Source organism: Helcococcus massiliensis, from assembly GCF_900258485.1.
Classification (GTDB): Bacteria; Bacillota; Clostridia; order Tissierellales; family Peptoniphilaceae; genus Helcococcus; species Helcococcus massiliensis.
Genome location: NZ_OGVE01000004.1, coordinates 1 through 15,870 on the forward strand (window position 1 = coordinate 1; position 15,870 = coordinate 15,870).

Here is a 15,870-nt window from a genome sequence, read left to right on the forward strand (position 1 = left end):
TCTTTTAAGCTTACACATCCTTCTAAATATTCGTTTACAACTTTCTTTTTGAATTCTATACTATATTTTGCCATGAAAAAACTGACCTCCTTAGTTAGTTTTTAGGTCCAACTTTTTGGGGTCAGTTCAAAATTTCGCAACAATTTTTTTTGTTTTTTTTATATAGTTTTTTATTTGACAAAGGTTTATAATTATATTGTAGGAATATTACTATACAAGAAAAGGAGACTAAAATGGGAAAAATTAAAATCGTGCAATTTGGATGCGGTAAGATGGCTAAATATCTTATGAGATATTGCTTAGAAAAAGGTGGTGAAATTGTTGGCGCCTTTGACAACAATCCAGATATAGTCGGAAAAGATATAGGCTTTGTTATAGAAAGTGAAAACAAGGGAATTAAAATACAAGCTGCAGAAGAATTTGAAAAATGCTTAGAAGCTAAAAAGCCAAATGTTTGTATAGTAGCAACAAGGTCTACTGTTGAAGAAATTTCAGATGTATATAGACTTTGTGCAAAACATGGGGTGAATGCTATCAGTACATGTGAAGAAGCCCTATACCCATGGAATTCAAGCAAAGAATTAACTGAAGAATTAGACAAATTAGCAAAAGTAAGTAACTGTACACTTTCAGGTAGTGGTTATCCTGATATGTATTGGGGAGTTTTAGTAGATACAGTAGCAGGATCATTGTTCGATATCAAAAAGATCCACGGAATAAGCAGCTACAATGTTGAAGACTACGGAATAGCTTTAGCTGAAGGTCATGGTGCAGGATTAAACCAAGAAGATTTCAATGAAAAATTTGGCCAATACAATGACTTAAACTATGAAGAAACCCTAACAGCTATAGAAGAAGGAAAGGTAATTCCTTCATATATGTGGAATCAAAATGGTTGGTTATGTGAAAAATTAGGACTTACAATAACATCTCAAACTCAAAAGAGTATTCCTGTAACCCACACAGAAGATTTAGAATCTTCAACCTTAAATATGACAATAAAAGCTGGTGACGCTACTGGTACAGAATTTGTGGTAACTACAGAAACTGAAGAAGGTATCACGATCGAAACACACAACCTAGGATATGTTTATGCTCCTGAAAATTATGACATCAACAGATGGACCTTTGAAGGTGAACCAGATACAAAACTTGTAATGGACAATCCAGACACAGTAAAACTAACATGTTCTAACCTAGTAAATAGAATCCCTGCTTTAATAAAAGCAGAAGCAGGATATATCACAACAGATAAAATGCCAAATCCAAGATACATGGTAAAGGATATGGATTATTATCTATAATATAAATGTTGCTGCCTTTTAGGCAACGTAAAAAGAGGAGTTGTTGCAAAAAATTTTGCAACAACTTTTTTTAAATGATTGGTATCAACTTGGGCGAGATAAGTTTTAAACTCGAAAAACGGTTTTAAAACTTACGGTTTTGAGATTTTCGTAAGTATAAAATCTAAAAAGTGATTTTAAAACTTATTTCCAACTTCTCAGATAAGTTTTAAATTCAAAAAACCGATTTAACACTTACAGTTTTTGAATTCTCATAAGTATATAAGGCCAAAATTGATTTTAAAACTTATTTTCTTCATATGGCCAACCACAAATATCACCAATCAAAAAACTCTTGCAAAACCACAAGTTTTGCAAGAGTGTATTCTTCCTTTATCAAACCTTCAACTTTTCACTATTTATCAATTTTTCAACAAGATAAGCCACGACCAATACTCCTAGAGTAGGTAGCAGCCAAGACAAGCCTTTGTCGGCTAAAGGCAGACTCTCTTCAAAATTTGTCAAGAAAGGGATCCTTACTTTAAAACTTGTCGCCATTACATTTATAACTGGTAACACTACAGCCACGACAGCTGAAAATAAATAGGATAATTTCTCATACTTAAATAAATCGTGACTTATACCCATAACTATGAGTAAAAGTGCAACTGGATATATTATTAATAACATTGGTACAGATATTGCTAAAAGCTTGTTTAGACCAAAATTTGCCATTAAAAATGAAAATATTGTCCAGATGTATACCCAAGCTCTATAGGATAATTTTTCTTTGAAAAGTGTGTAGAAGTATTCCCCACCACTTGTGATTAATCCTATACATGTTGTCAAGCAGGCTAGGGTGAAGATTCCTGCTAATAAAACTAGACCAAATTCTCCAAAGGCTTCTCTTACATTTGCAGTAAGAATGACTACTCCATTTTTCGCACCTACTAGCAAACCTGATGTCCTCATTCCTATTAAGCTAAGCATGGCGTAGACAAGAGTTAATAAGGATCCTGCTATCAATCCACTTTTTATTGTATATTTAGTCACAACTTTTTTATCTTTTACTCCAAATCTTTTTATAGAGACCGCAACAACAAAACCAAAGTTTAAGGCGGCTATGGCATCCATTGTTTCATAGCCAGATAAGAAACCTTTGACTAGAGGAGCGTTGGCATAGTCTCCTACTGGTTGGCCCACATTGCTTGGAAGCAATATTACTCTAATAAACATAAGAGTTATCAATAGTAATAAACTTGGTGTAAGGTATTTTCCAACCCTTACTACTAGTTTACTTGGATTTAAACACACCCACATGGCTATGGCAAAAAATACAAAAGTATATATCAATCTTGCTAATGTCACTGAAAATGATTCCGGTAAATAAGGTGCTATAGCCATTTCGAAAGGTACACTACCCGCTCTTGGTATTCCCATTCCTGGCCCAATAGATATGTATATTGCTGTTGTAAATACTAGGGCGAAGATTGGTCCAACTCTGCTTGCTAGGTTTGTTAAACCTTCTGTTTTACCTACAACGATGGCACCCACTACTGGGAATACTATAGCTGTAATGGCAAAACCTAGAAAGGCAATCCACATGCTTGTTCCTGCTTGGTTACCTAAAAGTGGTGGGAATATCAGGTTTCCTGCTCCAAAAAATAATCCAAATAACATTACACTTACATGCATAAAGTCATTTCTTTTCAACTTGTTCATCTTTCCTCCAAAAAAAATATTATAAATATATTTAAAAATAAAAAAGTCCTTTGCCAATTGACAAAGGACGAAATATTCCGCGTTACCACCTTAATTCTTATACAAAAATAAGCTCTCAAGCATCTATCAATGCCGTGCACAATAACGCATGCAATCGCGTCAAGTCTTACTCTTTTCGGACTTGCAAGAGAAAAATGATTTTCAACCTACTTCCAAGATAGTCTCGCACCAAACGACTACTCTCTGCACTCTTTCATAAGCTTACTCTTTTTTTCTATACTCTTTAATCTTAAATCTATTTATTAAAATCATTATAAAGAATTTTTATACATATGTCAAAATTTTTAATCCATTGAGATAAATAGTGATATAATTAAAAGAAAAAACGGAGAATAATATGAATAAAAACAATATTTCGATACTTGGCATTCCTATGGATTTGGGAGCAAGCACTATTGGTACTAGACTAGGCCCTGATTCAATAAGAATGACCGGTGTTTTAGACGATCTAATAGATTTAGGACTAAATGTAACTGACTTAGGCAATGTAGATATAGATAATGGTTATAAAAAAGAAAAAAACGTTGACAATATGACCAATTTAGACAGGCTATTACCTTCTCTAGCAAAGATTAATGAACAAGCTTATGACTTGTTTGACAGGGATTCATTCCCATTGATTTTGGGAGGCGACCATTCATTGGTATTGGCAACTTTTAAGGCATTTTTGAAAAAACATGACAATCCAGGCCTTATATACATTGATGCCCACGCGGATATAAACACTGAAAAGACATCCACTTCAGGAAATGTCCATGGCATGCCAATCGCAGCCCTACTTAATCTTTGTGATGACAGACTAAATAAAATTGGTGGAGATTATTACTTAAAGCCTGAAAATATTGTATATATTGCCATCAGAGATATCGACGAAGGTGAAGAAAAAATAATTGAAGATCTTAATATAAAATATTTCTCAATGGCTGAAATCTATGAAAAAGGAATTAAAAAAGTTTTGGAAGAAACTTTTGAATACCTAAAAGATGTAGATAACATCTATACTTCTTATGATATTGACTCAATAGATATGGATATAGCACCAGGTACAGGGGTTCCTGTAAGAGGTGGACTAGACTACAACATGGCCAGAGATATAATGTCAAGATTGGGTAAGAATGATAAAATCAAGGGCCTAGAATTAGTTGAAGTTAGCCCAAGTTTGGATATAGGGAATAAAACTTCCTTGATTGCTAAGGAATTGCTATTAGGATTCTTTGGTAAGAAATTTATATAAAGCAAAAAAGAGCTGTTATAAAACAGCTCTTTTTCTATTTACTTCTATCTATGATATTCTTCTTTTCTTTTCTTTACTACAAATATTGCTACTGCAGCAAATACTGTTGCTATCATAAACACTTCTACAAATACATCACCTGTCTTTGGTGCTAGTTTTGGTGTTAAGTCTTTTGCTTCTACACCAGGTTTTACTTGACCATCAGGTTTTGTTTGTCCATCAGCTTTTGCTGTTGAGAATACAAATGGTGAGAATCTATCAAAAGTAAATGTTACTTTGTTTCCATCTACACTTATGTGTTTTACTCTTGTTAGTGATCCATCTTCTTCAATGTGGTAAACTTTAAGGTCGTTTGTATAGTTTACTTCAACAGTAACTTTCATATCTTTATCCACATCTACTTCTTCTTTGGTCTTTGTATTTCTGAAATGTATATCTTTGAATTCTAATACTCTATCTTTCAAGAATTCTAAGCTTTCTTTATTTAACAAGCCATTCCCATCTATATCCTTAACAATCATTTCTATATCTTCAGAAGTTTCTCCTGGTTGACCTGGTGTTTGTCCTGGATCATCTGGATTTTCTCCTGGTTGGCCTGGTGTTTGTCCTGGATCATCTGGATTTTCTCCTGGTTGGCCTGGTGTTTGTCCTGGATCATCTGGATTTTCTCCTGGTTGGCCTGGTGTTTGTCCTGGATCATCTGGATTTTCACCCGGTTCTTCTGGTGTTTCACCTGGCTCTTCTGGATTTTCGCCCGGTTCTTCTGGTGTTTCACCTGGCTCTTCTGGATTTTCGCCCGGTTCTTCTGGATTTTCGCCTGGCTCTTCTGGATTTTTGCCCGGTTCTTCTGGATTTTCGCCTGGCTCTTCTGGATTTTTGCCCGGTTCTTCTGGATTTTCTCCTGGTTCTTCACCTAGTTTAACTAAGTCTTCTATAGCTTTTTCTAGAGCTTCAACTGCTTCATTTACCTCTTCTTGTCCAGCTTCTGGATTTGCTAATACCTTCTTAACTTCTTCAAGTTGTTTATTCAAGGCATCTACAGATTCTTCAGTAAATTTATCAGTCTTAACTTTCAAGGCTTCTCTTATAGCTTCTGCTAGAGGAGTCTTGTCTACTATGTCAAGTTCAGGAGTATTTTCTGTAAGTTCAAACTTCTTAGCTAGGTAAGCAATTTCTAATTCTGCACCTGAAGCAAATTTATCCTTTTCATTACCAAATGAACTTGTTACTTCAAATCTTAGATATTCTGTTTCTATAGGTTTTGCGAATTGAACTAGGTTAACTTTCTTATTATTTAACCCGCTACCATTATTGCTAAATTCACCATTATAGGCTTCTGTCCAGGTCTTACCATCTTCACTTGTATAAAGTTTATAAGCTCTTACATCACCATTTGAACCATTTTGTCTAGCTACATAGTTGAATCCTGTTAATTTAACTTTTTCATCAAATTTCAAATCAACTGATTGAGGCATACCGTTATTAGATTGCCAGTCATTGTGCCAGAATGTATTTCTATTACCATCTACAAGTTTATCCTTTGTTGCACCACCATCATATGGAGCCTCTCCGGTTGCAGCAATAGCAGTAATCTTGTCAGGATGTAATCTTTCCTCTTCTTCATATTCTCTAGTAAATCCATTTGCTCTCTTAGCCTCTAAAATCGATTGTTTTAGTTTTTCTGTAGCAGCGTTTATTTCTTCTAAGCTAGCCTTATCATCAAGATTTACTTCTTTAACTTCATCTAGAACTTCTTTAATCAATTCCTTAGCTTCATCTTTGTAACCGTCAGATTCTAGTATAGCATCCGCTTCAGATATAGCTTTTTGCAAGTCTATCTTACTTGGAACATCAATTTCTAAAGCGTCTGTTAACTCTTTAATCTTGTTGGTATGTCCATCGATGTGAGCTTGAACTGTCAATGGGTTTTCCATTGTTACTTTTGCAGCTTCTAATTGATTTTCTAAAGCTCTTCTACTTTCTTCTGTGTAAGTGTGTTTTGCTAATTCTTCTTTAGCTGCTTCAATAGCCTTGTTTAATTCTTCTAAATCTAATTCATCCTTAGAATCTTTTTCCTTAATTACTAGATTATCGATAATCAAGTCTCTATATCCACCGAAGGTAGCATCTCCACCTGTTACACCTCTTGTATCTGCAGCTTTATTGGTTGAGAACATACCAATCCAATAGTTGCCATCACTATCTTCTGGAACTGTAAATTGAACATTTAATTTGTTTGCTTCTTGACCTTCTTTATTGCTTACAGTTTCTGTTAGGTCGTAACTTGCAATAAATTCGTTGAAGTTGTCATAATATTTACCATCACCTAAAACAAATTTGTATGTTCCATTTGAACCTACTAGGTAATCTAGTGTTACTTCATAGGTCTTTCCTGGTTTAAATCTGTAGTTTTGAGGAACAGTTTGATATAGTAGGTGGTTCTTTTGAGTTAAACCATTAACTTTTAGTGACCACTTACCGCTTATAACGTCTGAAACTTTCTTTACATGCCATCCTTTTTGTGTATATGGTGCATTGTATTCTGATAAGTGAATTCTATTATCTTCAACAAATTCTGCACCACCATTTACGAATGGGTATAATCCTTGTGGTGAATTTTCAAAGTCTTGTACAAAAGTCTTTTCATCATCAGGATAATTGTTCATTTCATTTTCAAATACTCTTATATCATCAAAGTAGGCTGTACCTTCGCCTGCTTCCTTACCAATAGTCAAGGTAACTTCTGATCCGTCACTTGGAGCTGTAAAGAATACATACATGTTTTGGAAGTATGATGTACCTGGTGTCCAATTTGGGAATGGGCTACTTTCTTTTACTGTGTAAGATTGATTGTTTGTATTGTGAGCATAAGCCTTTACAAAGTTTAGGGCTATTGACCTATTTGTATAGTTGTAGTCAATTTGATTACCCTTAGAATCTTTCAATTCTATAAAAGCCTTAGTATCTGACCTATTTTCTACACCTACGTATACAGCATATCTTTGACCTGGTTTTAAGTCTTTAATCTTTTGACTTAAAGTAGTCTTGTTTTCGTTGTTAGAAATTTCTAATACTTGTGTACCTGTAGCTGTATCAACTATTTCTGTCTTTGAATTTTCATTTCCTTCTACTGTCCAAGCATCAAGATTTCTTGCGTTGAATCCAGTATCTGTGATGTGTGCATATTCTGACCAAGTCACATTCTTATTTGTCTTAGCTTCTTTGAATAATACATAAGGTGTATTAGCTTCAGCTGTTATTGTAACTTGTCCATTTGATACAGGTATTACTTTTTCATTTTTCTTACCGGTATCTGTTAATTCATACATTACTAAGCTTGATTGACCTGCAAATTCTGATGGTAGGTCCCAAGTAGTTGTTCCTGCTTGTGTATTGAAATGATATAGTTTTTGATCAGATGATCCTAAAATCTTACCATTTTGATCCCAATACCAAGGTATTAAGTAGTTTACATCACTTGCAGTTTCAGTAAAGATATGTTTACCTTCTAGATACATCTTTCTTGTTCTGTATCCTGCTTGGTCTTTTGCATAGTCATTTGCTAATCTTTTAATGTTTATTGATTTATTTATACCTTCGTTTATACCACCAACTTCCATTTCTGGTATCCAACCAGGAGCTTCTGGAAGATTTGTGCTTTCGCCATCTACCCATTTATTCACCTTGAAGTGTTGGATAAATTTGGATGATAGGTTGTTTCTGTATAAGTTGGTCATATAGGATGAATAAGAGTTTCTACCTTGCCATCCTTCAAAGTCTTTCATGTTGTAGCCGCCTAATAATGGATTTAAGGCCGCTCCGGAATATGATGGATAGTTTGCTACCCAAGCATCTCTTTCATGGTTTTCAACAAATCTTATAAGTTTAGAGTTTACACCTTTAAGTGAATATCCACCATAGGTTAAGTCTGCTGCCCAGTGTTGGAATATGGATGTGTAATGGTTTGCATAACCCCATTCTCCAGCAACTGACCAGTTTTGAGACATGATTTCTTTAGCTAATTGTTGTGAAGCCCATGTACCGTTGTTACCAGATTGACCATTACCCCATACGTCAACGTAGATATAGTCTAATCCATTTGTACCATCACCCCTATCAAGTTCCTTAGCTAGGTCGGACCATCTTTGAGCTCTTCCATGTCTTAGGTCGTAGTCTGCATTGATATTTATACCTTGGTCGATCCAGTTCCAACCGTAGGCATAGTTACCATCTTTTCTTAATAATCTGTCTTCTGTGAAGTATTTAGACTCTGGATATGTTTCTGAAGCATTTACGTGAATACCAAAAATTGCTCCATATTTTTCACCTTCATCTAATAATAACTTCATGTCTTTTGCTCCACCGATTCTCTTACCGATGTCAGCGTAGTTTAAGTGACCAGAGTCGTGACCTTCTGATCCATAACCTTTTAGCAATACGTTTTGTCCTAGTCCATCTGTGTGTAGGTAAACCTTCTTCACGTTATCTAAAGTTACTAGGAATGGGTTTTGTGCTTGTGAACCAAAGTTCATAGCGATTCTTGTTGCAACTGTTTCAGGAACTAATGATCCACCTGGTCTCTTCCAGGCTATGTCTCTATACGCAACAGCCCCATCGTTCCAGTTGATTTGTCCGTCATCGTTTCTATCGCCAGTAATAGCTACTCTAACTACTGGTAAAGAATTTAAGGCTTCACTATCTGCTGGTTTGTAAGCAAGTCCTTTTTGGTAAACCCATTCTGCTGATCTTAAGCTTAAGTGGTTTACACTTCCTTCTTTATAAACTTCACTTACTGTATTGTTCCAGTCACCAAGTGAGTCAGTTTCTGTATTAGAATATAAGGTAGCTGACAATTCATTGTTTGAAATTACAGCAATTGAATGAGCGCTTGATTGAACTTTTGTTTTTTCATCTAAATCAATCTTTTGATCACCAGCCTTAGTTCTAGTATTTACATTAACCTTACCACCCATTAGGTTTGGATTTTCTTGGTTAGTATTTACAGATACTAAACTATGTTGTCTAAACTCTATAGTTCTTACTATATCTTTATCTGATTGTTGGGATGCATTTAGATTTTCAACCTTAACTAATTTTAATTCTAAACTATTGTCCTTAATTGATAGGTCATAAGTTAATCTAAATTTTAAATCTCCACTTAAGTTTTCAAGGATATATCTGGCCCTAGTGTCATTTACCTTTGTATACTCTACCTCTGTTTGATAATCAACACCATTAATAGTAATAGTATTTAATACTTGTCTTTGACCTTCAAATATCTTGTTGTCTTCTTTTAGCATCTTGTATTGTACAACTTGTGGGAAGTCTTTATTTATTGTAACTTCCATTGTGCCGTTAGTTAACTGGTCAGCATTTACCTCTGCCTTTTTAACTAGTTGTACATCAATTTTTGTTTCTTCGTCACCTAGATATTCAACTTCTTTAGCTTCATATGCTGGGTGTTCAAATACTAATTTTTGTTTAGTTTTTGATACTTCTTCTAAAGTATATGCACCCTCTTCATCTGTAAGAGTTTCTTTATCAAAGGCTTTAACTTTGACATCTTTTATAGCTTGATCTTCTTCGTCTGTAACCTTACCTTTCAATGTAACTTTTTCAGTCACAAGGATTTCCTTGTTTTCTAAGGCTACATCAGAAAATTCTTGTCCAAAAGCTGCAGCTTTTATACCAACCTTACCAGCTTGGCTTACTGAAGATACATCAACTGTTCCAAAGGCGTCTTGACCATCTATAGAAACTGTCATTTGATCTCCGGATAAGTTGATGCTTACATTAGTTGTTTGGTCTTTTTCAGGTGCAGCAATTCTTTGACCACCATACCAAGGATTTCCTGCTCCGTTGTATACTTGCCAGAACCATCCACCTGTATCATATCCAACAAATATTGTTGAGTTTAATCCATTGTACCTTAGGTAGAAACCAGCCCTTGTTTTTGCTGCTTGTGTATTTGGAGAAATTGTGAAGTTGAATTCTCCATCTTTAACTTCCCCTAGCTTTTCATTGGTAAATACACCTGGATTTTGTTGATTGTCATTTCCTTGACCAGCAACAAATCTTGTATATGATTTACCATTTTTTTCTTGGGTTTCTAATACTTCATTTTGAACTTTCGGACTAGAAATCTTCCATCCATTTACTAAATTACCTTCTTCTGGTTGGTCAGGTTGTTCTTTTTCAACTTCTACAGTTTCTGTAAAATCACCTGTAGCTTTGTTACCCTTTACAAGAACATCTGTTAATTCACCGCTATAAGTACCGGCTTTAATAGCTAATTTACCAACTTGGGTTAAACCTTGTGGTACATCAACCTTGCCACCAAAAGCATCTACACCATTTATCAAGACATTTAAATCTGATCCTGATAAAGAGATATTTACCTTTGTTTCAACACCTTTTTTAGGTGCAGGTATTCTTTGACCTTCATACCATGGATTATTTTGTCCATCGTATAACTGATAGAACCATCCTGCTGTATCGTATCCAACAAATACTGATTGTGATGAATTTTTATATCTTAAGAAAAATCCAAATCTTGTAGTTTCTGAACTTGAATTTGACTTAATTACAAATTCATAATTATGGTCTAAACTATCACCGATAGTTTCATTTGTGAATACTGCTGCATTCTTTCCATTATCATTTTCTGGTGAAGATACAAATCTTCTCCATGTACCTGAATCATCTGTTACCACTTCAGATTTCTCTGTTGTAGGGTTTTCAGATGATATCTTCCACTCTTGATTTACCGCATCGAAACCTGCAGCTTCTACATGTTTAACAGGCGGGATAAAGCCTATTAGCATTGCAAAAACTAAAAGCCATGCAAGTAATCTTCCATTTTTTTTCATACGACCTCCTTTGTTCTTATTTAAAAGTATAACTTAAAATTATTATTTAGCATAATTTTGAAAGCGTTTTTACATCATTTTCTCATATAAATATTACGAACTTTTAATAATGGTAATTACAAGTTGTAAAATAGCTGTTATCAGGCTTACAAGCAATAATTATTTGATAACCGCTTAAATTAGTTAAATACATAGCAATGATATCTATTTCTTTTTTTGATATTTACATATTGAAAAAGCCCTTAACCTTTCATTTAGGTTAAGGGCTTCTCCCACTAATAAATTTCAGTTATTTTTTATCATATCTGTTGCCATTGATAAAAGATCAATAGCTAAATAATAATTGTCACCGATTAAATCATAAATTGCATCTTCAGTAAGTATACCTTGGTTTATTTCAGGGTCTATTTCACCATTGTTTGATTTGTCAAAGTCTTCCATAAATTGTTTACTGTCATAGTATTCTACCAATTTTCTATATTCAGCATAGGATTTTTGAAAATCCTTTAAAGCTTTCTTAAATGATTCTAATTCTTTTTTGTGGTTTTCATAAATTTCTGTATATTCAACAATGTGTTCAAATTCCATATATACCTCCATTATTTATCCTTACGTTATATATATTACCCGATATAAAAATATTAAAGCTTAAAATTTCTTATTATTTTTCTGTCGGCTCATTTACCTTAGGATCATTCTTCAAATTTTTTAATTTAAAGTTGTAGATTTCATAGACATATTCTTCGTAAGGTAATTTTTCTTCTTGCCCTAATTCTTTTAGTAAATCCTTTGATAAATGAGGATTTACAATAAAAAGTTCACCAACTAATTCTGTACAATAAACATTCTTGTATCTAAAACCACCAAGTGTAGTTTTCATATTGAATCCATAACCAGCAGTAGTCTCATATAGGTGGTCACTTTCATCTTCATAATAGTACTGAGAAAAACCCATATTGATAGCAACATGTTCATGACCTTTAAAGTCTGCAAGGGTCAATCGCACATGCCTGTTGTCATAATCTCTATAAGTTATATAATTTAAAAGTCCTAGGCACTTACCTTCGTAGGCTTCACCAAAACCAGAAATATTTAAGCTTTTACCAAAAATATCCATGGCGTTATTCATTATGATTATGTGGACGCCATCCTCTATTAATTCTTTAAGCCTTTCTTTGTAAACTAAAAGCTTTTCTGCTATTTGGTCAAGAAAATGCTCACTTATAGCGTCTATAAAAATCAAATCTGGACGATTATCTACAAAGTATGGGGTTTCATTGAAATCGGTATTGATAATGTTGTGTTTGTCAAACATCATTTCAAGATATTCTGCATTGGCATCTTCGCCATACACATACAATTCTTTGTAAAGTATCTCTATATTCACTAATCCCTCACTTTCTCTTTAATCATATTAGCTATCCTATTTGCTTGTGCAATGTTTTCTTTGAAAATATCATATGTGATAAAGATAGTCTCTTCTTTAGAAAAAACTATATATGTCAAGATATCCTCTTCATCTTTAGCTACTATAATTTTATCCTTGTCTATCCCAGACATAATCATTGCTAAAACTAATTCTGGATAGTGCTTGGATAAGATAATTATCTTATCGACTTCATCAGTCACATATTGGAAGTCTATTTCAAAAGCCCAGCCTGGACTTCTGTGGTCTATGTATTTAGACTCTAGATTTTGAGACAAGGCTATGATTGTTTTACGCTTTGCTTCATATTTAGAAATATTGTCATAGAATCTAGATATGGATACAGAATTATATAGCTTTTGGTTTAAATTGATAATTTCCTTGTTTCCAACTTTATCTATCATATACCTATCTTCTGTAATTTTAATCTTTTCCATGGCTTTGGCTATATCTTCATGATTATATCCATCTTCTCTTAGGATTGCATAAATCGAAATCTGATTATAAACATTCTCTATCGTTTTTTGTACAATAGGTAATTCTACAATATCTCCTCTGTCATTAACTATTAACTTATCTGTAGTTTCATCGAATGATTCTACTATATAGTCCGCCTGAGGATTTGTAAAACCACAGTTGGGGCATATGAATTTACCGTAATGATGATATCTATTAAATTTCCATTCAATTTTAGAAGAACATTTTGGACAATAAATCATATCATTTATCTTAGAATCTCTTCTTTCTTTTTCATTGAAAATATTTAGTACATCATAATAGACTTTCTCATTATCAACATCTAAATCAGAAGATATAGGGTCTGAAGCATTTAAAATAAGTTTTACACCTGGTGTAATTGCTTGTTCTATTCTTTTTCTGACATAAAAGATATTAGCATTTCTTTCATAGTAGTCTTGAGAAAGATTTGTAATAGTTAAGCTGGTCAATTTTACATCTTTTAAAACCTTCTTTGTCCAAAGCTCATCTATTTCTAGGACTGCAGATTCTTTATTGTTTCCACCAAATAATTTGTTAGCATCTAATAAGCTTGAAATAATCCCAACTTTAACATTGGCCCCTGCCCTATTGGATATGTAAGAAACTCCTAAATTATCTAAAGTATCAGCCAATATATTTGAACTGGTAGTCTTACCATTTGTACCAGTTATCCCATAAATCTTATTTGGAGTATCTAAGTTTTTTAATATGTCCTTGTCTAGTTTTTCTGCCAAGTACCCAGGAAAATATGTAGCAGGTTTATTCAATATTCTCATAAGTGCCTTTGTTGATTTAGTTAAAAATATTGTAAATCTGGTCTTAATATTCATTGTCTCCCTTTCAAATATTAATTATTCAAATATTTTATAATTGTATTCGTTTTTAATATACTAATAGTATAAATGATATATTTTAAATTTGAAATATATGTGAACTTATATCCATATATTATTATAGCTAGAAAGTTGAAAAATACAAGAAAATTTGATGAACAATATTAGTATTTATAAGTATAAATTACAATTTTTAACAAAAAATATTTTCTTATACTATAATATAGTAACAGGAAGATTTTATGAATCTTTATACCAATATTAAAATATATAAGTAGAGGTAAATATGAAAAAGAAATTGTTACAAATCACCAGTTTAATTTTGATACTTACATTGACTGCATGTTCTTCAAAAAAAGAGACAGTCCATGAAGAATCAAATAAAGAAACTTTAGTAGAATCTAAAGAAGAAACCACGAAAGAGACAAAAGAAGAAACTCTGAAAGAAACAGAGAAAAACACTATGGATTCCCTAGTCGAAAAAGAAATAGAGGCTGGTAAAATGGTAGTCACCGGCCAAGTAAGAGTATTTAGCGAGAAAGAATTGGCAAAATATCAGAATCTTGAACAATTAATTGGTCCGAATCCAAATGAAAAATACGTAGTTATGATTTTGGATAAAGCTGTAGATATCACCGTCGTAGCTGGCGATGGTGACGGTTACAGAACTAGACCTGCAGAGTTAATCGATCTACCTTTAGATTTAAGTAAATACAATGAGCAAACTATTATAATAAGTTTTAGCCCTGATGATGGACATTGGCAATCTGATGCAAGCCTTCCTATGAACGCTCCTAGAATGGGCTATGTAAAAGTATTAAAGTAGTCTAATTTTAAATAAATTATAAAAAGCAAGGCAGACTTTATAGTCTACCTTGCTTTTCAATTTTAATTATTTCTGACATATACTATCTTGAATGTATCTTCTTCTTCGATTTTGAAGTTTCTATCTATATAGTCATTTAATTTATCAACTTCAAACATAGTTGCTGGGACACGTACTTTTTCATTGTTTTTGGTATAAACCATATAATATTTAATATCTCTTATTATTTTATCAATATCCTTATAATAAACAGTATCTTCTTTATTTAAATGTCCTACAGTAAAATAGTCCTCTTCTTCTATTAAATAAGATGTAACAAAAAACTTATAGTAAAATAAGGAGAATCCAATAAATAACAAGGCTACTAGCCCATATATTAATGCTTTATTTCCTCCTGTAGAAGATACTATTTCCGAAATTGCAAAAGCAGCAAAAATTATGCCTATAGCAAGTAAAATCAAGAATGAAATCATAAATGATTTATTTGCTTTTTTTATGTTTTTATTCATATTTCCTCCTATGTTTTATCGGTGGTATGTAAATAATTTTACTGCTTATTTAATTGTCTTACTTTTATTTTATAAGAATTATAAGTGTATTTCTAGGATTTTACATACTTTTAACATAGGAAGGCTAAGAATACAAGGATTTATTTCTTTGCACAATTTCTTAAAGCTAGTAAAAACAAAACTATTCCAAGACCTACAAGCATGTGTCCTATACCTTCGATTCCTGAAATTGAAGCATCTAAAGCCTTGGAAATTGGAAGATCACGAACTTGCACTATTCCTCTTACAAGCATAGTCAAAGCTAATATAGGTAGTCCAATATTGTAGACTTTCATAAAAATTTTGAATTTCTTGTCTTTTTCAAGGTCCATAGAATTTGAAAATATTGCTACTAATAGAAATACCAACATTCCTAGGGTTAATAAATGGGTATGCAACTTGCCTAAGACAGTCACACCTGTAAAATTGTTCCACTTTGTAAATTCACGGTAGAATACACCTGCAACCATTCCAAGTACGGCATAAATCAGTGCTAAATTAAAATATTTTTTCTTCATTTTGTCTCCTTTAACTACGAAGTTAATTGTTTTCTTACTACCTCTTTTTATTT

At 33.0% G+C, this 15,870-nt stretch carries 10 protein-coding genes and 1 other annotated feature; of the genes, 3 read left to right on the plus strand and 7 right to left on the minus strand.

Annotated elements, in window-relative coordinates:
- Positions 1-233: 233 nt before the first annotated feature.
- Positions 234-1,304 carry an NAD(P)H-dependent amine dehydrogenase family protein gene (locus C4Q29_RS04765; protein ID WP_103981674.1) on the plus strand — a complete coding sequence of 357 codons (1,071 nt, stop codon included), beginning with the start codon at positions 234-236 and terminating at the stop codon, positions 1,302-1,304.
- 375 nt (positions 1,305-1,679) lie between these two features.
- On the opposite strand, the gene brnQ is transcribed toward C4Q29_RS04765, so the two are convergent.
- Entirely contained in the window at positions 1,680-3,005 is a 1,326-nt protein-coding gene (gene brnQ / locus C4Q29_RS04770; RefSeq protein WP_103981675.1) for a branched-chain amino acid transport system II carrier protein, read from the minus strand.
- A gap of 60 nt (positions 3,006-3,065) precedes the next feature.
- Positions 3,066-3,292: a binding site (T-box leader), on the minus strand.
- Between the two features lie 110 nt (positions 3,293-3,402).
- Here brnQ and rocF point away from each other — a divergent pair.
- Positions 3,403-4,299 (plus strand): arginase, encoded by an 897-nt coding sequence (gene rocF, locus C4Q29_RS04775; protein ID WP_103981676.1) that lies wholly within the window; start codon positions 3,403-3,405, stop codon positions 4,297-4,299.
- Positions 4,300-4,343: 44 nt separating this feature from the next.
- Here rocF and C4Q29_RS04780 read toward each other — a convergent pair whose 3' ends face one another.
- The 4 genes from C4Q29_RS04780 to C4Q29_RS04795 all read right to left on the minus strand — a co-directional run bounded on the left by C4Q29_RS04780 (position 4,344) and on the right by C4Q29_RS04795 (position 13,922).
- Complete coding sequence (locus C4Q29_RS04780; RefSeq protein WP_103981677.1) at positions 4,344-11,168, minus strand: endo-alpha-N-acetylgalactosaminidase family protein; 6,825 nt, start codon at positions 11,166-11,168, stop codon at positions 4,344-4,346.
- A gap of 285 nt (positions 11,169-11,453) precedes the next feature.
- Positions 11,454-11,756 carry a DUF4298 domain-containing protein gene (locus C4Q29_RS04785; protein WP_103981678.1) on the minus strand — a complete coding sequence of 101 codons (303 nt, stop codon included), beginning with the start codon at positions 11,754-11,756 and terminating at the stop codon, positions 11,454-11,456.
- Positions 11,757-11,829: 73 nt separating this feature from the next.
- The gene (locus C4Q29_RS04790; RefSeq protein WP_103981679.1) at positions 11,830-12,555 is read right to left on the minus strand and encodes a hypothetical protein; all 726 of its coding nucleotides are present in this window, start codon (positions 12,553-12,555) and stop codon (positions 11,830-11,832) included.
- Entirely contained in the window at positions 12,555-13,922 is a 1,368-nt protein-coding gene (locus tag C4Q29_RS04795; RefSeq protein WP_103981680.1) for a MurT ligase domain-containing protein, read from the minus strand. The genes C4Q29_RS04790 and C4Q29_RS04795 overlap by 1 nt, the downstream gene beginning before the upstream one ends.
- A 289-nt stretch (positions 13,923-14,211) precedes the next feature.
- Here C4Q29_RS04795 and C4Q29_RS04800 point away from each other — a divergent pair, with 289 nt between their 5' ends.
- Complete coding sequence (locus C4Q29_RS04800; protein WP_103981681.1) at positions 14,212-14,751, plus strand: hypothetical protein; 540 nt, start codon at positions 14,212-14,214, stop codon at positions 14,749-14,751.
- Positions 14,752-14,813: 62 nt separating this feature from the next.
- On the opposite strand, the gene C4Q29_RS04805 is transcribed toward C4Q29_RS04800, so the two are convergent.
- Both C4Q29_RS04805 and C4Q29_RS04810 read right to left on the minus strand, forming a co-directional pair.
- The gene (locus C4Q29_RS04805) at positions 14,814-15,260 is read right to left on the minus strand and encodes an OST5 family protein (protein WP_103981682.1); all 447 of its coding nucleotides are present in this window, start codon (positions 15,258-15,260) and stop codon (positions 14,814-14,816) included.
- Between the two features lie 140 nt (positions 15,261-15,400).
- A complete protein-coding gene (locus C4Q29_RS04810; RefSeq protein ID WP_103981683.1) occupies positions 15,401-15,817 on the minus strand; it encodes a DUF2871 domain-containing protein in 417 nt (138 codons plus the stop codon).
- Between the last annotated feature and the right edge of the window lie 53 nt (positions 15,818-15,870).